Below are 23966 nucleotides of genomic sequence, written 5' to 3' on the forward strand. Positions count from 1 at the left end.
TAAAATAATATAACGAGGATTGTTTCTAAGCTCCAAGAAATAAGATAAGTGTGTAGGGCATCTAAATGAAAGAGTTTTAATGGAATAATGAGAGCTAATAAGCTGATTAGACGAGCCAGAATATCATTAATTAAGAGGAAATTAAAGAGGTTTAGGCGATAGGAAACTGTTCGCTTAAAACTTCCGTAAAGTAAAGTGATACTAACCACGGAAGCGAAGAAGGGAGAGTGAAAGCTATCGAGAGACCAAGCGCTGATAAATAGGTCAACCAATATCAATAGAGGAGAAGTCAAAATTAACTTTATTACTGACTGGTTCTTACCGAGTATTAAGCTAGGTATTAAGATATAGAAAAACGAATAAATAATTAAGTCTATGGTGAGTATCCGTGTTGAAACTTCCATAATACTATTACTAGCAGTCTCTCAGTTTGCTGAATAAGCAAGAAAGAAAGGGAGTTTTAGTATTTTTTATATAATCTCGACCACCAATAATCTTTAATAAATCCTTATTAGATAAAGTAATATAACGCATAAAAATCGCTCCTATTCAATTAATTTTTTTAATATAATATTTTATTTTTATATTTTAGTCAAATAAAATTTAAAAATTATTATAAATCATACATGTGTATTTCATCATTTGAGAGGCATAGTTACCAAACGTGACGAAAAAATGACAGAACAGGATGAATTTAACCATTTTTTTATTTTGATGATAGAGTGATATTAACGACTAGGAGGTGATATATTGAGTCAGTTTAAATGGATCAAGCAACATGAACAAAAAGATTGTGGCATAGCCTGTTTAGCCATGATTCTTAAGCACTATGGCAGTCGTTTATCCTTTTTCCGTCTAAGGCACATGTCAGGTAGTCAAAGAGATGGCACGACAGCTTACGGATTAAAATGCTGTTTAGAAAATTTAGGATTTGATTGCTTGGCAGTAGAAGCAATAGATGAAGTATGGACAGATAGTGAGATAGTTTATCCTGCCATTGCCCATGTCATGTTAGAGAATAGCGTTCTACATTATGTGGTGGTTTACGGTGTAGAAGATGGTCAATTATTAATTGCAGATCCAGCAAGTGGTAAACGAAAAGAATCCATTGAGACTTTTGGAAGGATATGGACTCGGATTCTACTATTACCTGAACCTAATTCTTCCTATCAGAAAGTCTATGAGGAACCATCCTCTTTACATCGTTTTTTGCCACTTTTAAAGCAGCGTTGGACAATCATTTTAGCAATTACTTTATATTCAGCTTTAATTACTTTGTTGAGTATTTTGGCTTCATTTTACTTCCAAGTGCTGATTGATGATCTCATTCCCCGAGATAACTATGGTTTACTAATGATTGTCTCGCTAAGTTTGTTAGCGGTATTCGTCGCCAATGTTGCTTTTACTTGGCTGAGGCAAAATTTGCTTATTCGCTTTGGGCAAAATTTAAGTAGTGACTTACTCTTAGATTACTTAGACCATGTATTTAAGCTACCTCTAAAATTCTTTGAAACTCGTCAAGTGGGAGATATTATGTCTCGTTTCTTAGATGCTAATCGAATTATTGATGCTCTAGCAAGTCTTAGCTTGACCTTAATTCTCGATATATTAACAGTGTTTTGTATTAGCGTAGTACTTTTCATATTCCATCCAACTCTTTTTGCACTTACTTTTCTTACTTTACCTTTCTATGCTTGGGTTATTTATAAATATTATCTAAAATTTGATCAAGCAAAGGAAGAGGAAATGGCAGCTGCTTCGAAATTAAATGCAGAAATTATCCAGTCTCTAACTGGCATTGAAACTATCAAAGCTCTTGTGAACGAAGAAAATGCGATAGCTAATGTCAGGGAAAGTTTCAAGAATTATATGAATAAATCTGTGAAAGCTCAAAGATTGGAGAATGATCAAGATGTTTTGAAAGATTTGATTAATTTTGTTAATCAGGTAGTAAGTCTATGGCTTGGTTCTTACTTAGTATTAGAAGGAAAGATTAGCTTAGGTCAATTGGTAAGTTTCCATGCCTTAGTTATTTATTTCACAGAACCATTAAAGAATATTATTAATCTTCAAGTTAAAGTATAAGCGGCTCAAGTTGCCAATGAACGCCTAAGCGAGGTGCAATTGCTTGAGGAAGAAATTCAGCAAGATGCCAATGAAGTAAAGCATTTGAAAGATAACATAAAGGTAAGGGATCTTAACTTCTCTTATGATTTAAATGTACGTTGTTTAAAAGAAATTAATCTCGAAATACCTTATGGACAAAAAGTAGCACTTTTAGGTGAAAGCGGATCAGGCAAATCTACACTAGCTAAAATTCTAGTAGGTTTCTATAACACTGATGAAGGAAATATTTATTTTGGCGACAAACCAATTACAACATTGGGACTCAGTCACTTGCGTCATCACATAAGCTATGTCCCTCAAGATGCCTTCGTTATCAGTGGAACGATTTACGACAATCTAATTTATGGTATAGATCGTGAGGTAAGTAATCAAGAGCTCATGGATGTACTTGAGGAAGTTTGTCTTATTGATTATATCAATACATCTCCCCAGGGATTGCAGACATTCATTGAAGAAGCTGGAGCTAATTTATCTGGTGGTCAGAAGCAACGTTTGGCGCTAGCCCGAGCTTTATTGCGAAGAAGTGATATTTATATTTTAGATGAAGCGACAAGTGCCCTAGACCCAAAATCAGAAATAACTATCTTAAATCATCTATTAAAACATGAAGAGACTTACCTCTTTATTGGGCACCATCTACCTATCGTAGATCAATGCGACCAACTTATTGAAATGTCTAAGGGAAAAATTGTGGTTAATCATTGATAACAAGAACGATTTATTAAGAGATTGATAACATTGAAAGGAGTGATGCGAATTAGTTTGTTGCATATGTACGTAATAAAAAACCTTAAAAAGGTATAGATTAGAAAGGAAGATTAATGATGGATCAAAATTATACTAAGAGAATTTTAGGAAAAGAAAAGCTAAAGAATATTAAAGGCGGGAAAAATTACTTAGAATTTGGTGGATATTTATATCGCATCGGAAAGAATGTTTATGACAATAGACATCATATAAAAAGAGGATTAAAAGACGGATGGAATAGTATTTAGAAAGGAATAATGATTATGATTAAGAAACTAGAAAAAAATGTTTTAAAAGAAACTAAGGGTGGCAATCTTTATTACCGAGGAAGTAAGTTCTTAATAAAAGGAGAAAAGTTAAGATATAATAACTTACAGACGACAAATAATTGTTATAAAAGTGGTCGAAAATTCTGCCCTATTCAACCTGTATATCCTTAATTTATAAAAAATAATTAAATTATAAAAGATATCAAACTATCTATTTTATTGAGGTATAGTTTATAGCTTAGAGGTGTATTTAGAGATGTATTAGGATAAAAGAATGAATGATTAGTCCCTCTAAGTTATTTGTTAGCCTATGAATTCTATGAACAAACTAATCCCTCTAGTAAGACTCTAATGAAAGGAGCAAAACATGACAGTTAAAGAAAAAGATTTCTTACTAAGTGCCGTACTTGCTGTAATATTTTTAATTTTTGCCTTTGCCATCTTCTCCAACTTGGATGCAATTGTGGCAGGTTTAGAAGCAGGATTTAATTCACTCTAGAGCCTATCCACTCATATGGATCATAAAGGTGAATGGCGAATTAGAAAAATATTTTCCGAAAGTCCCTCCTAGCTAGGGACTTTTTTATTTTAAAAACGCCATCACAGCATTCGAGAATGGCAAGTGACGGCGTTCTTTTATGAACAATTATATTTTTGATGAACATCTAAGAGTCGACGGAGAACAGTATCTGAGATATCCTCTGCCTGATGGAGGTCTTTCAATTCCATCACCAGGTAGTCATAGTCTTCCGTTTCGAAATAGTGAATCTTCTGAATGATTTGATCCAGCATCTTGCGCGTCTTCTTATAGGATTGATAGTATGCCTTAGAAGTTTTCTTAATCGAACCAGCGCTCAGAATAAATATTTTGAGAAATTTTCTCTCCTCGATCGTTAGATAATGGAACCAATACATAGTACCCCCCTTGTTTAAATATAAACATATGCTATCATAATTTAGATTTACTTGCCAGAAAAAGTCATAAAATGGCAAAAAAAGTTATATTATGACTTTTTTAAGTGGAAGCTTGTGGGCGCTTGCTAGCCTATGTTAAGTTAAGTAAGTTCAACCATAAGGGAGGTGTGAAGTTGTGGAGCTCTATTTATTAATTGCGGTTCTATTATTATGTGCTGTTGCCTATCATGAAGGAAGAAAAAAGGACGACTAGGATGGAGAGGGGGCAATAGGGACTTAACTCTTATTATAGGTGACCTAGTGCTGTTAACACTTATTAAAGAATGATCAAGTAGGAGGACTAGAATTTGTGCAAACTATGATTAAAACAGAGAATTTAAGCAAAGTTTACCAGGATAAAACAGCTGTTGACCAGTTAAGCTTTGAAGTGGGCCGGGGGCAAATTTTTGCTTTTTTGGGGCCATCGGGTTCCGGGAAGACGACTACCATTCGCTTGCTAACTGGCCAGGAAGAAGCGAGTGCTGGGAAGTTTGAAATCATGAATACGAAAGGGACTGAACTTCAGGCCCAGGACCAAGCCAAGATGGGGATTGTCTCGGATAACAATGGGTATTATGAGCAGCTTTCGCTTTATGATAACCTCCTACTCTATGCCAAGCTCTATGACTTCCCTCAAGCTGGCCTAGATGACTTACTGCGAGAGATTGGCTTGTACGATGACCGGTCAACCAAGGCTAAGAATCTCTCCACAGGGATGCGGCAACGGATGTTCTTGGCCCGGGCCTTGGTGAAGACGCCGGAGATTCTGTTCTTAGACGAACCGACAAGTGGCTTGGATCCTAGGACTACCCAGGCCATCCATCGCATCCTCGGTCAATTGAAGGCCAAGGGGGTAACTATCTTCTTAACCACCCATGATATGGCTGAAGCTAGTAAGTTAGCTGACCAAGTAGTGATTATCCATGAGGGGCGGATGATTGAATCAGGAGCTCCCAAGGAACTGATCCATAAATACCATAAGGACCGCTGGGTAATCCTTAACTTTGAAGATGGGCATGAGGAGCGCCTTGAATTTGAGGCTTTGGCCCAATTCAAGGACTGGGCCCAGGTCCAGACCATCCATTCACAGGAACCGAACTTAGAAGATATTTTTATGATGTTAACGGGGGAGGCGCTCAATGCTTAGACAAAGTCAGATACTCTTAAAATTGCGACTAAAGATTTACCAAACGAATTTTCAGTATTTAATCGCCGTGGTCGCACCCTATCTTTTTGTGCTCTTTTACCAAATGATATTTGACAGCGACCAAATCAGCTCAGACTACAAGCTCTTTATGATCCTGCCCTTGCTCTATAGTATCAGCCTCGGTCAATTGATTATCCCTGTCATTAGCGAAGAGAAAGAGAAGCATAACCTTAAAGAATTGAAGTTATCCAATGTTTCGGGGCCTGCCTACCTATTCAGTTTCCTCTTCTTCCCGGTCACTCTGACCCTGCTTGGCTTAGTCTTGATTCCCTTCTTCCTGGGGGCAGACTATTCGCTAGCTTATTTTGTTGTGACCATTCTAACAGGAATTATCCTCTCCTTACTCTATCTCATCATTAATTTGGCTTGTCGGTCGGTGAATGAAGCCCAGGCTGTCGCTGTCCTTCTCATCCTCGTGATTATGGCCCTGCCCCTGCTAGCTTTTATTAATGAGACCGTGGCCGATGTCGCCCATTTTAGTTTCTTATCTTTATTTATTAGCTACTTCCTAGAAGACTTTGAGTCAATCTGGCAGACCAGTTCATTCTGGATCTCCCTGGCCTGGCTGCTTGCTTTTCTAGGAATTAGTCACTTCCTGTATCAACGTGTGGTTAAGGCCTAAGAAAAACTCCGTCACTATCATTCATGTGACGGAGTTTTTATGTATCTAGCTATTAGAAGCTGTCTCCCGCTCAGTCAAGGCCTGGTTGAGGGCCGCCTTGTACTTACGGGAGAAGGGGAAGACCTGGCCGTTGCTTAGGGTTACCCGGCGCTTGAGGGGGGAGACTTGGTCGATCCAGTCCAGGTTGACCAAGGCGGATTGGGAGAGCCGGAAGAAGCCTGGGAGCTGGTCGAAATCTTTGAGCGCCCCATAGCTCTGCAGGGTGCTGGACCGGGTGGTGAACTCTAGGATATGGGGCTTCTGGGTGGTTTGGATGCTCAAGAGGTCCTTGAGCTCGATCAGATAGGTCTTCGAGCCCGACTTAAGCTGAAGATGGGGCTGGTTAGTTTCCTGGTCGGGATAGAGGCGCTGGTAGAAGAGCTTGAAGCAGGTGAAGATCTCTGAACGTAGCTTGTCCAGGCTATCTTTGTGGATATAGCCGAGGGGTTCCAGATGGTTTTTGAGAGTGAGGGGGGCATAGTTAGGATGGGCCGTGATGAAGACAATCCGGCCATAGGGATCTAAGCGCTTGATCTCTTGGGCCAGCGTCAGGCCTTCTGCTTGACCATCGATTTCAATATCGAGGAAGTAGAGGCCCGGCTGCTTGGCCTGGTCATGAAAGCAAGCTGCAATGTCCTTGGGGGCGGAACTGGCCTTAGCCAGGTAGAAGTGCTGGTCGTGGAAGAGGAGATAGTCTTCCATAATAGCTTTGATGGCTTGAAGCTGGCTGGGATTATCCTCTAAGAGGTAGACAGGGTGCATGGTGCCCCTCCTTTCTAAAGATAGGTCAGGTAGAGCTGGGCCATGAAGTGCCCCTCCTGGTAGCTCAAGTTGAGGAGGGCATTGGGATAGGCGCTGAGGATCTCTTCTAAGTTGGTCAGCCCCAGTCCCCGGTGGCCCTCCTTAGTCGAAAAGCCGGCTTGCTTGGCTGCTTGGATATCAATGGATGGACTCGGGTTAGACACTTGGATCTCCAGGCCCTGATCATCTGCCAGCATGAGGATATCGATGGTCTCCTCAGTGCTTGGATCAGCTGCTTGCCGGCCTTCATTGGCATTGTTGAGCAGGATAGCTAGGCAGCGCAGGAGGTCGAAGCTGTTAATCGGCAGGTTATGGAGGGGGTAGAGGCACTCGAAATGATAGGGAATGCCCGCCTTCTCCCACTCCAAGAGCTTGGACATGAGAAGGTAACGCAAGTCCTGGTCTTCGATCTGCTGGAGGTCGGCCAGGTTGGATGGGCTCTCCTGGGGCATCTCTTCTTTGACATAGCTGGATAACTTATCCAGATAATCGGTCAAGTGGTCGAAGTCCTGGTCGCGGACCATCAATTGAGAGAGGGTCAATAAATCGTTGAGGTCATGGCGGATCTTCCGAATACTGTTGCGGTTGTCCTCCAGCCGGTCCAGGTAGAGGGCCAGGTCCTCCGTGCGCAGGGTCTGGGCCTGGGCTGCCTGGTCCGCCATCTTCCGGCGGTAGTAGAGGTAGGTGAGGAGGAGGGCGACTAGACATTGAAGAACCATGAAGACGAGGAAGACAAATAATATTATTGAATAATCAAAAATATGATTACTAAATAAATATGCTGAGAACTCGAAAAGAATGATTAAGCCGAGTAAGAGATAGCTAGTGAAGCGGGAAGAAAAGATTGATTGCTTATCCCTTAAACGCTCTACGTACTTCCTAGATACTACAATAACTAAGCAAGCTATGACAACTTCTATAGACCAAAGCATTAGACAGAGCGGTAAGTCATCGAGCTGAAAGATTCTCATTGAGATAATGAGACCAATCAAATTACTTGCCCGACCTAGAATATCATTGATTAGGAGAAAATTAAGGATATTTAGGTTTTTCTTTCCTCGTTCTTTAAATAGAAAGTACATCAAAGGGATGCTAACTATAGGAGCAAGGAAGGGTGAGCGGAAGGTATCGAGTGACCATGCACTGATTACGATATCTATATAAATAAAGAGAAGTAGCTTAATTCTTGCTCTGCTCCTCTTAATGACGAAGCAAGGCACTAGATAATAGAGAATTGAGTAAATAACTAGGTTTATGGTTAATAGTCTTGTTGAAACATTCATATGCTAGTCAAATCATTTTAACAATTCTTAAAAGCACTTAAGAAACAAGAAAGAAGGCTAGATTGATTATTTTGGTCATGAGACTTTCCTCCTCGAACATTTTTTAAATCCTCTGATTGTAAAATTTTGTAAATCATAGTGAATCCTCCATTTACTTAAATCTAATTTATAATAATCAAAAAATAAAGTTTAGTCAAGTAGATTTCTTAGTGAAACTGATATAAAACATAGAATGAGAGTATAAAAACCAGATATGATGAAAAAACGACCAGATATGATGAGGCCCAAAAAATAAAGCGGATTCATGCTAAGATTGAAATGAAGTTAGCTTGGAGGTGATGCATTGAAGAAATTTAAATGGATTAAGCAGCATGAACAAAAAGACTGTGGTATTGCTTGCTTAGCAATGATTCTCCACCATTATGGCAGCCAGCTTCCTTTCTATCGCTTAAGAGAAATGTCAAATAGCCAAAGAGATGGAACTTCGGCTTATGGGTTAAAAACTTGTTTAGAGTCTTTGGGCTTCGATTGCCTAGCAATTGAGGCAACCGATGAGGTATGGACAGATTCAGAAATGACTTATCCAGCGATTGCTCATGTGGTTACAGAGAGCCAGACCCTACACTATGTTGTTGTCTATGGCTTCGACTCTTCTGAATTGCTTATTGCTGATCCAGCCCATGGCACATATAAAGAAAGCATAGATAGCTTTGCTGAGAAGTGGACAAACGTCTTATTAGTGCCCAAACCAAGAGCGGATTATCAGGAGGTTAAGGAAGAAGGTTCCAGTCTTCGAAAATTTATTCCTTTGCTATGGAAATCTAAACGATCAATTATATCGATAACCCTGTATTCTGCTGGAATTATCCTGTTTAGCGTACTAACCTCTCTTTATTTCCAAGTTTTAATTGATGATTTGATTCCTCGTCATAATTACCGTCTTTTAGCTTTAGTGACGCTAGCTTTAGCTGTGATATTTTTAGCGCGGGCAGCTTTTTCATGGTTGAGACAGAAATTACTGATTCGCTTTGGTCAGAATTTAAGCAAGGGCTTACTGTTAGACTATTTAGATCATGTAATGAAACTCCCACTTAAATTCTTTGAAACGCGTCAGGTAGGGGATATTATGTCTCGCTTCTTGGATGCTAATCGGATTATTGATGCTTTAGCAAGTATAAGTTTGACCTTAATTTTAGATATTTTAACTGTAGTCAGCCTCAGTGTGGTTCTCTTTATCTACCACCCCTTATTGTTTAGCATTAATTTAATGATTCTTCCCTTCTATGCATGGGTTGTCTATAAGTATTATCGACGCTTTGATCAAGCAAAAGAAGAGGAAATGGCCTCTGCCTCCCATTTGAATTCAGAAATTATTCAAAATCTCTCAGGAATTGAAACGATTAAAGCATTAGCCAGTGAAGAGAGCTCTCTCAAAGAACTTAAGATCCGATTTAATGATTACATGAAGAAATCCAAGAAGGCTCAAAGTTTAGAGAATAATCAAAGTGCTTTAAAGAATATTATAGATGTCTGTAACCAGGTAGGAACGCTAGGAATCGGTGCTTATTTCGTCCTGCAAGGTCGGCTCAGTCTAGGTCAGTTTATTAGTTTTCATGCTTTAATTGTTTATTTCACAGAACCTTTAAAAAATATCATCAATCTGCAGCTGAAACTTCAATCAGCACAAGTTGCTAACGAACGTTTGGATGAAGTCCAATTGCTTGATGAAGAAGACCAAAGTAATGAAGAAATTTCGCTTCAACTCAGAGAAGGAATAATTGTAGATCAGCTTGGCTTCTCTTATAGTCCAGAGGAGATGGTATTAGAGGATATTAGCTTTAGTATCCCCTATGGGTAGAAAGTAGCACTACTTGGGAAAAGTGGTTCGGGTAAATCGACGCTGGTTAAGCTGTTGTTAGCCTTCTATGATCGATCAGAAGGAGAGATTTATTTTGGAGACTATTCTATTGATGATCTCAGTCTAAAACAATTACGTCATCGGATAAGTTACGTTCCTCAAAATGCCTTTATATTAACAGGTAGCGTCTATGATAATCTAGTCTTTGGTTTAGACAAAAAAGTTACTAAAGAAGAAATTTATTATGTTCTTCGTACTGTTCAATTATGGGAAAGTATAAAGGATGCACCACAAGGTCTTCACACATTTATTGAAGAGAATGGAACTAATCTATCCGGTGGGCAGAAGCAGCGACTGGCCTTGGCGCGAGCCTTATTACGGCAAAGTGATATCTATATCTTAGATGAAGCAACAAGTGCTCTAAATCCAGAAATGGAAAAAGAAATAATTAATGATTTAATGACTAGAGAAGAAACCTTTATCTTCATTGGTCATCATCTGCCAAATATTAATCAATGTGATCAGCGTATTGTATTGTCAAATAATACAGTTTAAGAAGACAAATAGGATGATCGTTTTTTAAATTTATTTTATTTGACTAACTGTGTTGAGTAGAAATTGAAATTATAGGAAATCTATAGTTATTATATTTACCAGTACGTTATTGAAGAAGTAACAAAAGGGGGGATGTGTGGAGTGAATTTAGTAGTTGGCTCTGTTTTCGTTAGTTTAGGAGGTTCTTATGAAACATATTAATATCCTAAGTGAAGAGGAAATAAAGTATGTAAAAGCAGGTTCAAGTGACTATATTTGGACAGGTATCGGAAAGTTAGGAGGGAGATATATAAATTGCATGGACAATCCCATAAATGATAGTAATGAAATGATAAACCTAGGATATTGCACAGGAGAAATTGCAAAAGGTAATTATTAGATAGAAAGGGTTTTAAGAATGAAAAATATAAAAATTATTAATAATACGCAATTGAAAAAAATTCAAGCTGGGGGAGTTGGATCACTGATTTTATCAGGTTTAGCTTACTTGGGACAACAGGCCTGGGAACATAGTGATCAAATCATTGATGGATATAGACAAACACGAAATAAATGATTAATGGAGGATTACTATAATGCCTGAAGATCGAAAAAAACAACTAAAATTGATCTTTGAATCAGGACTAGTAGCTTTGACTATTCAAATAGTCACTTCTTATCTTTCGGGAAGTGATCCGCTTCTTGTGTGGGAAGATTATAAAAGCATCTTAACTTTTATAGTACTAGTAGCTTTTATGCTTGAAATTAATCTTCAATTTAGACGCAGAAGATCACGTTCTAATAGCTAAAAAATCTGTAAATTTATCTCATGTTAATAGTAATAGTATAGGAGGTTACATAAATGAAAAAATTATCTAATGAAGAATTGAAGAAAGTTAATGGTGGCGGAAAGAAACTTGACTGTGCTGTTTTTAACCTTGCTTTGCTTTCAGGAAAGCTAAGCTTTCAGGACCAAATGTACTGGGCTAAAAAGTGCAAGTAATTTGTGCTATACAATAAATCCAATATAAAAAATTAAAATAGGTTAAAGAAAGTTTTGTTGGCAAAATTTAAATCATTTTGCCAACAATTTTTATGACTCGCAAACTATATTTTATTTCTTCAGTCGAATTACTGCTGTATAAATAAAAAAGGGATGCAAAATGAAAGTCTTAAAAGATATTTTCAATGTTTCATTGTCAACAGTTGTAGGATTAGGCACCAGTTTTTTGATTAACATTATGCTGCCAATTATTTTGTCTCTACAAGAGTACGGATTATATCAAGAATATGTCACGTATTTGAGCTTCACTTATTTGTTGAATTTAGGCTATAATGATGGGATTTATATAAAATATGGTGGAGAAAATATTGCTGAATTAAATAGTAATGAAATAGAAGAAGAACATAGCTTTGTTATTATAATGCAAATCGCTGTATTCCTATTTTCATCTCTTGTTGCAATTTATAAAAAGGATATATTATTACTTTTCTTTTGTATGACTAGTTTTTTTGATGCTATCAATAATTACCATGCAAATTTTTTAAAAGCGACAGGACAGTTTAATATATATTCAACGGGATATATCTTGAAAAGTGTTTTATATATCATATTATTGTCTTTATCAATTTTCTTGTTTAGATTTGAAAAATATTATATTTATATTTTGTTAAATATGTGTTCTTTCTTTTTTTTAACTTTATTCTTTGAATTCTACTATTACAGGAAGAGATCAATTGCAATAAGGATAAATTTAAAGTCTCAAATATCGCTATTAAAAATAGGTAGTATCATTTTAGTGTCAAATGCATCATTAACCTTTGTTGGGAATGCAGGTCGTTTGATTGCGAGTCATATCTATTCGAGCGAGACTTTTGCCCAATATGGATTTCAAAATTCTTTGTTAAATTTAATTTTATTATTAACGAATGCGGTTGGCATAGTGTTTTATAATACCATAGCAAAAAAAGACGACTTATATTTATTGAATATGATAAAAAAAATTAGTTTATTACTAGGGATACTATCCGGCATTAGCTTTTTTATCATGGAAATAATGGTACGCTTTTTAATGCCTAAATATATTTCCGCTTTAAATTTATTATCAATTACTTTTATAGCTATCCCATATATTATGATCTCAAAGATGTTAATTGCTAATTTATATAAAACAAAAACTAGTGAAAAGATTTATCTTCGAGACAGCCTTTTGTATGCGATTATAGCTTTTCTATTTATCGTAACCTCTCATTTTATTTGGCCTAGCTTACAAACAATAGCTTGTGCAACAACTATTTGCTACATGGCTTGGTTTTTATATACGACTACTATTAAATTTACATATTTAAGAACTTCACTTTCAGATTTGTTGATACTATGTTCACATGCTATTGTTTTCTTTCTATCTAGCAAATTTTCTCCCTTAGAAGGATTATTAATATATTTAATCTTTATTTCAATGATTTTTATAATAAAGAAAGAGGAACTAAAGAAACTGTTAAAATTTTTATTTGATAAGAAGTAGTCCACATAAATGAAATATATATAAGAGATTGGTATTTTAATGTAGAAAGAGGCGATCAATTATGGATTTAAAACAATCATTCACTGAAAGTTTAGAACACCTAGTCGAAAGTTTGGAAGCTAACCATCCTGAGGCACGGACAACACGCTTTGTTCGGGAAAGTTTAGCTGAAGTTAAAGAAGCAGAAGGTGTGGCCTTAACCGGTCAAATCCAACAATTCTTAGAGAAGGCGCCGATTGTCAAGAGCTCAGAAAAGCTGGACTTTTCCGTAGAGGAGAAGGAACTTTGGCGCAAGGTCCTAGACCACAAGCAATTAGGCAACAACTTATGGGGGCTCTCATTATAAGCGATTGACCTCAAGACGAGTGATCGCTAAGGAGCTGGTGGCTAAGATGCTTGAAGATCGTAAGAAGCAAGTAAGAATTATCATAGATGCAGGGCTAGCCGCTCTAACGGTTCAGCTTGTATTGTCCTATCTTTCCAAGAGCGACCCCCTACTTGACTGGGAAGATCTCAAGTCCGTCTTGGATTTCATCTTGCTTGTGGCCCTGACTTTGGAGATTAGCCTTCGTTACAGACGTTGGCGTGCCAGTTAGAAGATAATATTTAGGAGTGATGCCATGGAAGAGAGAAAAATGACCCCCTTAGCTAAATTTATGGTGGTTTTAGCGGTCTTGGCCTTCATCTGTGTGGCAGTCGACCTCTATCAGAATTTTGAAGACTATTCAGCGGCTTATAAGGCGGGTTATGCCGCTTATGACCTGCCTAATCCTTTTGACTAAAGGATAAGGGAAGGAGGGATTCGATGAAAGCCGAAGAAAGAAAGTCACTTCTCATAAAACTATTGCTTGTCTATGTTGCTATAAAGCTCTTGTCCTTTGGTGTAGATGTCTACAATAATTTTGACGACTACCAAGCTGCTTATCAGGCGGGTTATGACGCCTATGAACAATACAGTCCTTTTGAATAAGTGTCTTTAGACAGTAGAAACAAGAAGTTCCTCTAGCCGGGAGCTTCTTGTGGTTTTTATTTTTCCTTTTAAACTTGTATGGTCTGGCTTGAATTCTTAGTAGGGGTTCCGCTATGATAGATTTAGTTAATTCGATATATAATAGGAAGAAAGAAGGCGTTTTGATGGCAATCTTTGATGATCAGGCGAAGGACTATGATCGCTGGTACGAGAGTCCGATGGGGGAATTTGTCGATAAGGTCGAGACGGATCTGGCTTTTTCTTTATTGACGGTTCGTCCAGGCATGCGGGTCTTGGACGCGGGCTGTGGGACGGGCAATTATAGTATCAAGTTGGCCAAGCACGGGGCTGAGGTGGTTGGCATTGATGTTTCCCAGGCCATGTTGGACCAGGCAGAAGCCAATGTCCAAGCTGAGAATTTGGAGGTTGATTTCCAGCGGATGGATATGGCGGACTTGGCCTTTGAGGATCATTCATTCGATGCGGTGCTCTCCATGACGGCTATTGAATTCGTGGAAGACCTGGATGCCCTCTACCAGGAATTCCGCCGGGTGGTCAAACCAGGTGGTCAGATCTTACTCGGCTCGATTACCAAGTCTGGTGCCTGGGGCCAGGCCTATGCGATGAAGGGCGGGGCCATCTACAGTCGGGCGCATTTCCGTGACCTAGCTGAATTAACTAGCTTGGATGCCAGCAACCTTGTCGATACCGCAGAAGGGCTCTTTGTCCCACCAACAACGGAAGAAGCGAGTCTTAGCCGAGACTTAGAGATGGAGCTAGGGCAAGAGGACTATCCCGCTAGCTTCGCCTGCGCCCTCTTCGAGAAGGCTGACCGGGTCCAAGCCAAGATGACCCTCCAAGCGGCAGGAGACCAGGACCTGACCCAGCAGCGGGCCTACTTCCTGGACCGGATTAAGGCGTCTGGGATTCCCTATGACTTGTCAGAAGCTCAGGATTGTGTGACCCTGCGCGGGAATGCGGAGGAAGTCTTCCGCCTCCTCGAGGGCATCCACCAACAGGCTGTCCTCCATGGCGACCTTTATGCGATCCAGATTGACCTGAAGAATGACGTGGACTAGGAGGCAGGAGATGCAATTATTTGTCGACGAATCCGGTTCGATTAACCGCAAGAAGAACCCCGACGGCCGCTACTTCGTGATGGCCTTCGTACAGACGGACCGGCCTGACCACGTGGCAGAGATCTTCCGCCGCAACAAGCAGTCCTACCTGGATAAGTCCCAGTCCAAGAAGACAGCGGATGAAGAGATTAAGGGGTCTAATATGCCAGATGGGATGAAGGCTCAGATTTTCAAGGCCTTGCGTGAGGAGACGGATGCGGTATTTCACTACTTGGTGATCGATAACTTCCAGGTCTACCCCAATCTCCTACGCAAGCCGTCTTTGACCTTCAATTATTTTGTCGGGCTGGCGATCAAGGAGATTGCGGGCCACCGCCAAAACGAGAAGGAAAACTTGCAGATGATGATCGATAACCGCAACCAGGCCCTGCGTTCCTTGAATTCACTGGAGGAATACCTGCAGATCATTATGACCATCGAGAAGCGCTGGCTCCACGATGTCCATGTGGAGTACAAGGATTCCCAGGATGAGAACATGATTCAAGTGGCCGATATCTTCGCCAATACCGTCTTCCGGGTCTGTCGTAGCGAGGCCCATGGCAAGTCCAATCCTGATAACGAGGACCTCCTCGCCCTCTGCCGGATCGGCAAGAAGCGCTTCTTCCCCCAAGGCAAGAGTGAATTGAGTTTATTTAAATAACAGGGTGTGAGAGAGCGCGGGTAGAAGTGGACCTCTGGAGCAAAAAACCGAAGAAGTCTGAAAGACTTCGTAGGGATTTTGTGAAGAGGAGCCACTTCTGCGCGACCGAACCCGACTAGACCAGGGTGTGAGCAGTTGCGTTCAGGCTTGACTGACTGGTAGAAAACTTGAAAAAATAAACAAAAATCTCCCAAAACCAGTAGAATGCGCTGGCTTTTGGGAGATTTTGCTTTTATAGGAAGAGTAAGACGCCGTTGACGATATTGAGGAGGATGACAGAGGCCGTGATGATGAGATAGGTCCGGTTGACGGCTTTGTTAGTCATGCGCTGGTTGAGGGCAGAACCGACATAGCCCCCGATTACGGCAGCGGGGAGGATGACGAGGAGGAAGCTGGTGGATTCTGCAGCGACACTGCCGGCCAGGATGATGCTGGTGAGTTTGGAGAGCTGGGAGAAGAAGATGGTGATGATGGAGTAGACGGTGGCCTGCTTGGTGGAAGCGCCGAAGAGGGCAATGAAGAGGGCTACGTTCATCGGCCCGCCACCAATTCCGAGCAGGGTCGAGAGGATACCTAGCCCGAGGGAGGCAAGGAAGAAGCTGAAGAGTCCGCCCAACCGGAGCTGCTTGCGCTCAGGGTCATAGGTGTACCAGATGGAGAGGCCCAGGGTGATCACGGTGATAATAATTTGAATGAGTTGGACCTTGTCGGGGTTGTTGTAGAGGGACATGAGGATATTGAAGATGGTGTCCCCTAAGCGTCCCCCGATAATGGACCCCAAGGCGATGGCGAAGAGGCGCTGCCAGGAGATTTGGAAGCCACCGCGCACTTGTTTGATAATGGACACGATGGACATGGTGAAGACTGCGGCGCTAGAGAAGAAGCCAATCACATTCAGGGGATGGGCGCCAATCGCATCTAGGGCAGGCTTGATAATGACGCCGCCCCCCATGCCGGAAACAGCTCCGACGGTATTGGCGAAGAGGATAACTAAGAAATAAAGCAGATAAAGCATAACAACCTTCTTTCTAAATGGATGTGCGGGATTGGGCACAGCGGAAACCTGTGTTAGAGGTGCTGGAGAGGGCATTGTTGGCATTACGGCCAGCAATCCGGTAGCGTTGGCAATAGGAATGGTGGCAGAGGAAGGACCCGCCTCTCAGGGCAAAGTCGGTGGTCTGGTCATAGCCTGAATAGGCCCGGGACCAGTCTTCAGCGGTCTTGTCCTGGAACTGGGTCAGCGGAATACGTCCCGGATTGCTGCACCACTCCCAGACATTGCCAATCATCTGGTAGAGACCGTAATCGTTGGGGGCGTAAGCCTTAGCCGGGGCTGTGCCGACATAGCCGTCCGCTGCTGTGTTCTCATTGGGGAAGTCGCCCTGCCAGACATTAGCCCAGTGCTTGCCCTCAGCCTCTAAGTCATTGCCCCAGGGATAGGTTCGTCCATCCCGGTGGCCAGCTTGGGCAGCGTATTCCCACTCGGCTTCAGTCGGCAAGCGGAGGCCGGCCCACTGGCAGTAGGCCAGGGCATCGTTATGGGAGACATGGACGACAGGGTGGTCCATCCGCCCTTCTAGAGTCGAGCCTGGGCCTTCTGGTTGCCGCCAGGAAGCTCCCGGCACCTCATGCCACCAGTCCGTTCCAGCAGTCAGCGGGTATTGGGCGCGCTTGTTTTCATCGATGAGCAGGAAGAAGACATTGGACGAGCCGTAACGTTCAGCATCCGTGACATAGGCTGTGTCCAGGAAGAAGGCTTGGAAGTCCTGGTTGGTTACCGTTTGGGCGCCGATAGCGAAATCTTCGACGTCGACTTCTATACTCGGGCCTTCCTGGTCGCGGTCGAAACCACAGCTCTTCTGGTCACTCCCCATGCGGAAAGTGCCACCCTTAATTGAAATCAGTTCATAAGACATGGAGGTCCTCCTTTATCATGATAAGTATCTAATCTAACTATAACATATTTTAAGGGCTAAGCTTTTTCTAAGGCTTAAAAGACGAGAAAAGATTGACCTCAGTGCTGAAATCGCTTAAAGTAATAGTATTAGAATTCAAGGAGGATTTATCATGAAGAAACAATGGCTCTTATTACTGACATCGGTGGCCCTGCTCGGTGCCTGCCAACAACCGGCCGACGACAAGGCAGCTGACCAAAGCACGGCCCAGACCGAGGAACAAGCCAAACAAGAAGCGACCATTACGGTTCAACCCTTAGAAGGTGAAGCGGAAACTAAGCAGGTAAGCTTCCAAGAGGGTGACAAGGTGATGGATGTCTTGAAGGCTAACTTCGATGTGGAAGAGGACAAGGGCTTTGTGACATCTATCAATGATGTCAGCCAGGACGAAGGAAACAAAGTGTTCTGGATGTACTATGTGAATGGTGAAATGGCACCTAAGGGAGCAGACCAGACAGATCTTCAAGCAGGCGACAACGTTGAGTTTAAGCTCGAAAAAATAGAGACCGGATCTGAATCGGAAGCTGCTTAGGGAAATGCTTATTACAGATTGTGTTGGCGAGCATTCGTTCCGCTTTTGAATTTGGTCCTTGAATGGTTAGTAGTTCGAGGACGGCTAGTGCCGTCTCGTACTTTATCCGTACGTCGCTTTGCTCCTACGGCTAAAGCAGCACCGGTTCGGGCCAGGGTCCCTCACCTAGCGAGCTTCAAAGGGATAGTACGGCTGCCGCCTACTATCCCTAATTCACATCGCTTACTTGTTCATGGCTAAGGACCAACTTCAAAGCTCCACTACTGCTCAAAAATAGCTGATGCAAAAGCTATTCTATAATTACTAGTTATCAATATTTAAAAATAGAGAAAGAATAATATATAATACACATAAAAAAGGAATTCCCTCTGTCGTGAGGAAATTCCTTTTTATTATGGGAGGAAGTAAGGGCTAGGCCAGCAAGCCACAAGCTCGGACTCTGTTTGAGGATTGGCTCTCGTCAAGCCACAGATAAGCCTTTGTTTGTGTCTTCACCCGCTGGATTTAAAAATCTGACTTTTTTTGACCAATAATCATTGACCTTTTCTGACCAATTTGATATAATAGTAAGTGAAGAGGGAAAGGATCCCTCGAGATGATGAAGAAAGGTGATTAATGATGAAACGTTATACAGTAACTGCTGATGTGAATAGTGAAAAATTTGGTCAAGGGACCTTGGTTGCTGAATTGAATGAAGATGATTTTATCCGCTATGCCAACCTTTCGGACCAAGAAAAATTAGACTTCCTGAAAGATAAGGGTGCCCGCTTCCAAGTTGATGTGAAGGACTTAGAAGACAAGGATGTTGCCAATTACAGCGTCAAGGCGAGTGAAGGAAGCTCACCTCGTCAAGCTTCAACGAGTCAACCCCAAGTGAGTCGGAAGATGCGGGTGAATGTGAATGGTCAAGATACCGGTTGGGTTGATGTGACCGAAGAAAACCAAGCCCAATACGATGCGATGATGGACCGCTTCAACCAAATGCACCAACGCTTCAACCAAGAATTCAATAACTTCTTCCCAAGCTTCCGTCGGGGGAACTTCTTAGACCTAGGTCGTCCCTTCTTTGAAGGCTTGTCCGCTCCTGAAAGCCAAGAACAAGACCAAAGTTCAGAAGGCCAAGCAGAATCAGACAAGGAAGCCAGCGGAGATAGCGAAAAAGATGAATAGGGTGTGAGAGGATGCGGGAGAAAGGGACCTCTGGAGTAAAAGGCCAGAGAAGGCTGAAAGCCTTCGACGGACTTTTGCGAAGAGGAGTCCTTTCTGCATCCTCGAACCCGACTACAGGGTGTGAGCCCGACTATAGGGTGAGCAGAAACTTCTGTCACTGCAAAGCCAATTTGAATGACATAAGTCTCAATAAAGCTGGAGGCCAATATGCTTCCAGCTTTTTTGTTTTTCCAGTAAGTCAGGTGTATAATCACTGTAATTAATTGAGGAGGTGGCGCTTATGGTAGCCTTGAAATGGTATGCAGGAGGCAAGGACCGCCGCAAACGAGCCATTGAATTGATCCAAGCGATTGAACCCAAATTAACGCCGGCACAAGCTGCCCTCAAGCAGGTGCTCGCCGATTATCTAGTAGAATTTCAGGAGAGTGGAACCTCGACCCCTTATATCCTGACCCGGTTGAATCTGGACTTGTCCAAGGCTTTGCGGGCAGACGGGCAGGTCATAGCGGAGGACCAGGAAGCCCTCTTGAAGGAATTATCTGCCCTGTCTCAGATTCGTTATGGTTATTGATGGCATTGTGTAAAAAATGAAGAAAATCTCCTTTAAGCCTTGATTTATGGGGGAATCTTCTTTAATATAGGTTGGGTCTAGGGAAGACTTAGATAGCAGCGCACTTTGCTTGCTGAAGCACTTTATTTTTATGTCTAGCTAAGCGACATAAAAATGGGGTGCTTTTTATACGGAGAAAGGAGACGGATCAAATGCTAAAGAATTTTGTGCGTTATGTGAGTTTCGCTACTTTGAGTATGGTTGGGTATTCGCTCTTTGTCTTGGCGGATACCTTCTTCATTGCTCAGGGAATTGGGGGGCATGGTATTGCAGCCTTGAACCTGGTCTTGCCTGTAGTCCATGTGATTTCAGGCTTGGGTTGGATGTTTGGGGTAGGGGGAGCGACCCTCTTTACCATTCAGCGGTCACGCGGCCAGGTGCGACGGGCCCAGGAGCTCTTTTCTTTGACCGCTCTGGTGGCCGCTTTAGTGAGTCTCTTCATTGTAGCTGTCTGTTTCTTCTTCCGCGATCCTGTGCTTCAAGCTTTGGGGGCCTCGGGAGAGCTTTACCATTGGGCCAGAGATTATTTTGCGGTCTATACCCTCTTTACCCCGGCCTTTATCTTGAACTTTGTCATGGTGTCCTTCCTGCGTAATGATGGCGCGCCTCGCTTAGCCAGCATCGCCTTCTTGGCAGGGGGATTAGCTAATATTGTGCTCGATTATATCTTTATCTTCCCTCTCCAATGGGGCTTGGCAGGGGCCGCTCTGGCGACTTGCTTCTCGCCGATTCTCTCTTTGGTCTTAGCAGTCGGCCACCTGCGCCGGGAAGAGAGCCAGTTGAAGTTTCGTCGCTTCCACTTCCAATGGCGCGACCTGGTGTCTGTTGTAGCGAACGGCTTATCTTCCTTTATGAATGAATTCTCCTCGGCTGTGGTCATGTTTGCCTTCAACCAGGTCTTATTGAGCCTAGCAGGCGACCTGGGGGTAACGGCCTATGCTATTATCGCGAACTTGAACATCATCATTATCGCCATCCTAACTGGGATTGGTCAGGGCTTCCAACCCTTGGTCAGCCAGTTCTATGGCGCGCGTGATGATTGCAGTGTTCAGGCTGTCTTCCGTCTGGCCCTAGTGACCTACCTGGTATTCGGTGGGCTCTGCTTAGTTATTGGCCAAGTGGGAGCGGATCCTCTCGTCAGCATCTTTAACAGCCAGGCAGATCCAGCCCTAGCCGCTATGGCAAGTTCTGGACTGCGACTCTATTTCTTATCTTATCCGCTGACCGCTGTGAATTTCTTTGTCATCTATTACGCAGTAGCCGTCAACGCACCGCGCTCGTCCATGGTCGTCTCCCTCTTACGGGGTCTGGTCTTGATCGTGCCGTATCTCTTAGTGATGAGCCGAATTTGGGACCTAACTGGCGTTTGGCTGACCATGACCGCAGTAGAAGCCAGCACAGCCCTCATCTCCATTGCCCTGATCATCTATTACTACCGCCGCCTAACCGGTGAACAGAGCATCAAAATCTTCCGCCGGTTAAGAAGAAGGGTGTGAGACTTGGCGTTTAGAAGCTTACCACTGGAGCACGAACGAAAAAGGGCAAGCCATGCTTGCACGTTTCGTTCGTGTGAAGTGGAGAAGCTTCTGCCAAGTCGAACCCGACTAAAAAGGGTGTGAAGGCTGGCGGGAGAAATAGACCTCTGGAGCAAAGAGCCAGAGAAGACTGAAGGTCTTCGGCGGATCTTTGCGAAGAGGAGCCCTTTCTGCCAGCCTGAACCTGACTAAAGGGTGTGAGAGGATGCAGTCAATTTTCACTCAGGGGCTCTCAGTCTAGGCTGCCCAGGCGGCTTCAGCTGCTCTTATCCAACATTCACCCAGAGAGTGCTCCAAAAGTCCGGGCTGACTTTTGGAGCAGGTTTTTAAAGAATAGCTTGTATTTTGTAAAGAAGCCGGGACTTTTGTCTCAGCTTCTTTTATTATGGGTTTCTTTTCTTGGTGGAAGGGTTTTCTTTGGGTATAATGGGTGTGAAACACACGAGAGAAATGGAGGAGACATGATGGCAGATTTTAAAGAAGATGCGGCCGCCTTGCTGGAGGCAATTGGTGGTCAGGAGAATGTGGCGGCGGTGACTCACTGCGCGACACGGATGCGCTTTGCCTTGGAGGACCCGGGTAAGGCGGATGTTGACCGGATCGAAAGCTTGCCTTCGGTGAAGGGGACCTTTACCCAGGCGGGGCAATTCCAGGTGATTATTGGCAACAAGGTGTCGGATTTCTACCAGGAATTTGAAGCGGTATCGGGTTTGGAAGGAACGAGTAAGGACCAGGTGAAAGCCCAGGCCAAGGGCAACCAGTCAGCCTTCCAGCGGGGCCTAGCCTTTATGGCGGAGGTTTTTGCACCGATTATTCCAGCCTTCATTGTCGGAGGTTTGATCTTAGGCTTTAGGAACTTATTGAGTGGGATTCCCTTAGACATGCTGGGTGGGCAGACCCTAGTGGAAGCTTCGACGTTTTGGGCGGGGCTGAATGACTTTCTCTGGCTGCCTTCTGAAGCAATCTTCCACTTCTTGCCAGTAGGAATTACCTGGTCAGTGGTGAAGAAGATGGGGGGTACCCAGATTCTGGGGATCATCTTAGGGATTACCCTGGTTTCTGGCCAGTTGCTCAATGCCTATGACGCGCCGGCAGCTATTCTCAATGGCGAGGTGCCCATTTGGGACTTCGGTTTCTTTACTTTGGATAAGATTGGCTACCAGGGCCAGGTCTTGCCGGCTCTGTTTGCAGGCTTGACCCTGGGTTACTTGGAGCGCTTCTTTAGGAAGCATGTGCCGGAATACCTGTCGATGATTCTGGTGCCTTTCTTGGCGCTTTTCCCTAGTATTATTTTGGCCCATACGGTTCTCGGACCAGTAGGCTGGCGGATAGGGACCTGGATTGGGTCCATTGTCTATGCCGGGTTGACCTCTAGTCTGAGCTGGCTCTTTGGCGCAGTTTTTGGTGCCCTCTATGCGCCGCTGGTTGTGACGGGCCTCCACCATATGTCCAATGCGGTGGATGCCCAGTTGATTGCAGACTATCAAGGAACAGGGCTCTGGCCGATGATCGCCCTCTCGAATATTGCCCAGGGTTCGGCGGTCCTAGCCGTATGGTGGATGACCCGTCATGATGAAGAGGAGTCCCAGGTTACCATTCCGGCCGCTATCTCGGCTTATCTGGGGGTGACGGAACCGGCCCTCTTCGGGATTAACCTTAAATACATGTACCCCTTAGTAGCGGGGATGATCGGGTCTGCCTTGGCGGGGCTCCTATCCACAGCGACCAAGGTAACGGCCAATTCAATTGGGATTGGTGGCCTGCCAGGTTTCTTAGTTATCCAGGTGCCTTCCATGCCTTGGTTCTTCCTAGCCATGCTGGTTGCCTTAGTCGTGCCTTTCCTTCTGACCATTCTCTTTAGGAAGACCGGCTTCTTGGTTAAGGATGGCCAGGGGCAAAAAGAGACGACCGAACACCAGGAAGCAACGGACCAAGAGGCTGAGCCACGAACTGCACCTGCCTCTGCCCAAGCAGAAACGTCCAAAGAGACGCTAGCGAGTGTAGCCAATGGCAAGGTCAAAGCCATTACGGCAGTCGATGACGAGGTTTTCTCCCAGAAGATGATGGGGGATGGTTTTGCGGTGGAACCTGCGGATGGTCGGGTCGTTTCTCCCGTCGCCGGCAAAGTAACCAGCGTCTTTCCCACCAAGCATGCGATTGGTCTAGAAAGCGATGCAGGTGTTGAAATCCTCATCCATATGGGTCTGGATACGGTGGACTTGGAGGGGGGACCCTTTACGATTAAGGTTCCGACCGGACAGGCGGTTGATATTGGAACGGAATTGGCCGAAATGGACCTGGAAGCTATTCGGGAAGCAGGCAAGGGGACGGATATCGTAGTTGTTTTCACAGAAGCTGACCAATATGAGTCCCTGGACTTTGACTTTGACCAGGTGGACCAAGCCGGCCAGCGTGTAGGTTATCTAATTAAGTAAGCGAAAGGAGTTCT

29 protein-coding genes and 1 pseudogene are annotated in these 23966 nt (G+C 43.2%); 25 read left to right on the forward strand and 5 right to left on the reverse strand.

Annotated features, from left to right (window positions below):
* Window positions 1–750 precede the first annotated feature (750 nt).
* The 5 genes from F6I03_RS04815 (at window position 751) to F6I03_RS09920 (ending at window position 3642) form a co-directional block, all read left to right on the forward strand.
* A complete protein-coding gene (locus tag F6I03_RS04815; RefSeq protein ID WP_083290482.1) occupies window positions 751–2085 on the forward strand; it encodes an ABC transporter transmembrane domain-containing protein in 1335 nt (444 codons plus the stop codon).
* 39 nt (window positions 2086–2124) lie between these two features.
* Complete coding sequence (locus tag F6I03_RS04820) at window positions 2125–2832, forward strand: ABC transporter ATP-binding protein (RefSeq protein WP_168160454.1); 708 nt, start codon at window positions 2125–2127, stop codon at window positions 2830–2832.
* A 119-nt stretch (window positions 2833–2951) separates the two neighbouring features.
* Complete coding sequence (locus tag F6I03_RS09755) at window positions 2952–3122, forward strand: hypothetical protein (protein ID WP_168160453.1); 171 nt, start codon at window positions 2952–2954, stop codon at window positions 3120–3122.
* Between the two features lie 15 nt (window positions 3123–3137).
* Window positions 3138–3314, forward strand: a complete 177-nt coding sequence (locus tag F6I03_RS09760) for a hypothetical protein (protein ID WP_168160452.1) — start codon at window positions 3138–3140, stop codon at window positions 3312–3314.
* A 196-nt stretch (window positions 3315–3510) separates the two neighbouring features.
* Window positions 3511–3642: a hypothetical protein gene (locus F6I03_RS09920; protein ID WP_256365957.1), complete on the forward strand. Its 132-nt coding sequence runs from the start codon at window positions 3511–3513 to the stop codon at window positions 3640–3642.
* Window positions 3643–3779: 137 nt separating this feature from the next.
* Here F6I03_RS09920 and F6I03_RS04825 read toward each other — a convergent pair whose 3' ends face one another.
* Window positions 3780–4058, reverse strand: a complete 279-nt coding sequence (locus tag F6I03_RS04825; RefSeq protein WP_070430215.1) for a DUF2089 family protein — start codon at window positions 4056–4058, stop codon at window positions 3780–3782.
* 358 nt (window positions 4059–4416) lie between these two features.
* Here F6I03_RS04825 and F6I03_RS04830 point away from each other — a divergent pair, with 358 nt between their 5' ends.
* Together F6I03_RS04830 and F6I03_RS04835 are read left to right on the forward strand one after the other, a co-directional pair.
* Window positions 4417–5244, forward strand: a complete 828-nt coding sequence (locus tag F6I03_RS04830) for an ABC transporter ATP-binding protein (protein WP_070430241.1) — start codon at window positions 4417–4419, stop codon at window positions 5242–5244.
* Window positions 5237–5926: an ABC transporter permease gene (locus F6I03_RS04835; RefSeq protein WP_070430214.1), complete on the forward strand. Its 690-nt coding sequence runs from the start codon at window positions 5237–5239 to the stop codon at window positions 5924–5926. The genes F6I03_RS04830 and F6I03_RS04835 overlap by 8 nt, the downstream gene beginning before the upstream one ends.
* Before the next feature lie 45 nt (window positions 5927–5971).
* On the opposite strand, the gene F6I03_RS04840 is transcribed toward F6I03_RS04835, so the two are convergent.
* Together F6I03_RS04840 and F6I03_RS04845 are read right to left on the reverse strand one after the other, a co-directional pair.
* Window positions 5972–6727 (reverse strand): LytR/AlgR family response regulator transcription factor, encoded by a 756-nt coding sequence (locus tag F6I03_RS04840; RefSeq protein WP_070430213.1) that lies wholly within the window; start codon window positions 6725–6727, stop codon window positions 5972–5974.
* Between the two features lie 14 nt (window positions 6728–6741).
* Window positions 6742–7485, reverse strand: a complete 744-nt coding sequence (locus F6I03_RS04845) for a GHKL domain-containing protein (protein ID WP_070430212.1) — start codon at window positions 7483–7485, stop codon at window positions 6742–6744.
* Between the two features lie 907 nt (window positions 7486–8392).
* On the opposite strand from F6I03_RS04845, the gene F6I03_RS04850 reads away from it, so the two are divergent.
* The 13 genes and pseudogenes from F6I03_RS04850 to F6I03_RS04900 all read left to right on the forward strand — a co-directional run bounded on the left by F6I03_RS04850 (window position 8393) and on the right by F6I03_RS04900 (window position 15715).
* Window positions 8393–9907 carry an ABC transporter transmembrane domain-containing protein gene (locus tag F6I03_RS04850; protein WP_070430211.1) on the forward strand — a complete coding sequence of 505 codons (1515 nt, stop codon included), beginning with the start codon at window positions 8393–8395 and terminating at the stop codon, window positions 9905–9907.
* Between the two features lie 15 nt (window positions 9908–9922).
* Window positions 9923–10462 (forward strand): annotated as a pseudogene (locus F6I03_RS04855) (ATP-binding cassette domain-containing protein); the annotation flags it as partial.
* Between the two features lie 187 nt (window positions 10463–10649).
* A complete protein-coding gene (locus F6I03_RS04860) occupies window positions 10650–10841 on the forward strand; it encodes a hypothetical protein (RefSeq protein WP_070430209.1) in 192 nt (63 codons plus the stop codon).
* 18 nt (window positions 10842–10859) lie between these two features.
* Window positions 10860–11018, forward strand: coding sequence for a bacteriocin (locus tag F6I03_RS04865; protein ID WP_141737824.1), 159 nt, complete (start codon window positions 10860–10862; stop codon window positions 11016–11018).
* Between the two features lie 19 nt (window positions 11019–11037).
* Complete coding sequence (locus tag F6I03_RS04870; protein ID WP_070430208.1) at window positions 11038–11250, forward strand: hypothetical protein; 213 nt, start codon at window positions 11038–11040, stop codon at window positions 11248–11250.
* A 53-nt stretch (window positions 11251–11303) separates the two neighbouring features.
* Window positions 11304–11444: a bacteriocin gene (locus tag F6I03_RS04875; protein ID WP_141737823.1), complete on the forward strand. Its 141-nt coding sequence runs from the start codon at window positions 11304–11306 to the stop codon at window positions 11442–11444.
* Between the two features lie 160 nt (window positions 11445–11604).
* Window positions 11605–12966 (forward strand): oligosaccharide flippase family protein, encoded by a 1362-nt coding sequence (locus F6I03_RS04880; RefSeq protein WP_070430207.1) that lies wholly within the window; start codon window positions 11605–11607, stop codon window positions 12964–12966.
* 61 nt (window positions 12967–13027) lie between these two features.
* The gene (locus F6I03_RS04885; RefSeq protein ID WP_070430206.1) at window positions 13028–13312 is read left to right on the forward strand and encodes a hypothetical protein; all 285 of its coding nucleotides are present in this window, start codon (window positions 13028–13030) and stop codon (window positions 13310–13312) included.
* A 46-nt stretch (window positions 13313–13358) separates the two neighbouring features.
* A complete protein-coding gene (locus F6I03_RS04890; RefSeq protein WP_070430205.1) occupies window positions 13359–13562 on the forward strand; it encodes a hypothetical protein in 204 nt (67 codons plus the stop codon).
* Between the two features lie 24 nt (window positions 13563–13586).
* Window positions 13587–13748 carry a hypothetical protein gene (locus F6I03_RS09765; protein ID WP_168160451.1) on the forward strand — a complete coding sequence of 54 codons (162 nt, stop codon included), beginning with the start codon at window positions 13587–13589 and terminating at the stop codon, window positions 13746–13748.
* A 23-nt stretch (window positions 13749–13771) separates the two neighbouring features.
* Window positions 13772–13936: a hypothetical protein gene (locus F6I03_RS09770; RefSeq protein WP_168160450.1), complete on the forward strand. Its 165-nt coding sequence runs from the start codon at window positions 13772–13774 to the stop codon at window positions 13934–13936.
* Window positions 13937–14100: 164 nt separating this feature from the next.
* Window positions 14101–15015: a class I SAM-dependent methyltransferase gene (locus F6I03_RS04895; RefSeq protein ID WP_070430204.1), complete on the forward strand. Its 915-nt coding sequence runs from the start codon at window positions 14101–14103 to the stop codon at window positions 15013–15015.
* 10 nt (window positions 15016–15025) lie between these two features.
* Window positions 15026–15715, forward strand: coding sequence for a DUF3800 domain-containing protein (locus tag F6I03_RS04900; RefSeq protein WP_070430203.1), 690 nt, complete (start codon window positions 15026–15028; stop codon window positions 15713–15715).
* 232 nt (window positions 15716–15947) lie between these two features.
* On the opposite strand, the gene F6I03_RS04905 is transcribed toward F6I03_RS04900, so the two are convergent.
* Both F6I03_RS04905 and F6I03_RS04910 read right to left on the reverse strand, forming a co-directional pair.
* Entirely contained in the window at window positions 15948–16730 is a 783-nt protein-coding gene (locus F6I03_RS04905) for a sulfite exporter TauE/SafE family protein (RefSeq protein ID WP_070430202.1), read from the reverse strand.
* Between the two features lie 13 nt (window positions 16731–16743).
* Window positions 16744–17631 carry a formylglycine-generating enzyme family protein gene (locus F6I03_RS04910; protein ID WP_210386134.1) on the reverse strand — a complete coding sequence of 296 codons (888 nt, stop codon included), beginning with the start codon at window positions 17629–17631 and terminating at the stop codon, window positions 16744–16746.
* A gap of 151 nt (window positions 17632–17782) precedes the next feature.
* Here F6I03_RS04910 and F6I03_RS04915 point away from each other — a divergent pair, with 151 nt between their 5' ends.
* The 5 genes from F6I03_RS04915 to treP all read left to right on the forward strand — a co-directional run bounded on the left by F6I03_RS04915 (window position 17783) and on the right by treP (window position 23952).
* Window positions 17783–18202 carry a DUF4430 domain-containing protein gene (locus F6I03_RS04915; RefSeq protein ID WP_070430201.1) on the forward strand — a complete coding sequence of 140 codons (420 nt, stop codon included), beginning with the start codon at window positions 17783–17785 and terminating at the stop codon, window positions 18200–18202.
* Between the two features lie 615 nt (window positions 18203–18817).
* Entirely contained in the window at window positions 18818–19372 is a 555-nt protein-coding gene (locus tag F6I03_RS04920) for a hypothetical protein (protein ID WP_070430240.1), read from the forward strand.
* A 280-nt stretch (window positions 19373–19652) separates the two neighbouring features.
* Window positions 19653–19943: a bacteriocin immunity protein gene (locus F6I03_RS04925; protein WP_070430239.1), complete on the forward strand. Its 291-nt coding sequence runs from the start codon at window positions 19653–19655 to the stop codon at window positions 19941–19943.
* Between the two features lie 191 nt (window positions 19944–20134).
* Window positions 20135–21478 carry an MATE family efflux transporter gene (locus F6I03_RS04930; RefSeq protein WP_070430238.1) on the forward strand — a complete coding sequence of 448 codons (1344 nt, stop codon included), beginning with the start codon at window positions 20135–20137 and terminating at the stop codon, window positions 21476–21478.
* Window positions 21479–21981: 503 nt separating this feature from the next.
* Entirely contained in the window at window positions 21982–23952 is a 1971-nt protein-coding gene (gene treP / locus F6I03_RS04935) for a PTS system trehalose-specific EIIBC component (protein ID WP_070430237.1), read from the forward strand.
* Window positions 23953–23966 lie beyond the last annotated feature (14 nt).

The organism is Aerococcus sanguinicola (genome assembly GCF_008726925.1).
Taxonomy (GTDB): domain Bacteria; phylum Bacillota; class Bacilli; order Lactobacillales; family Aerococcaceae; genus Aerococcus.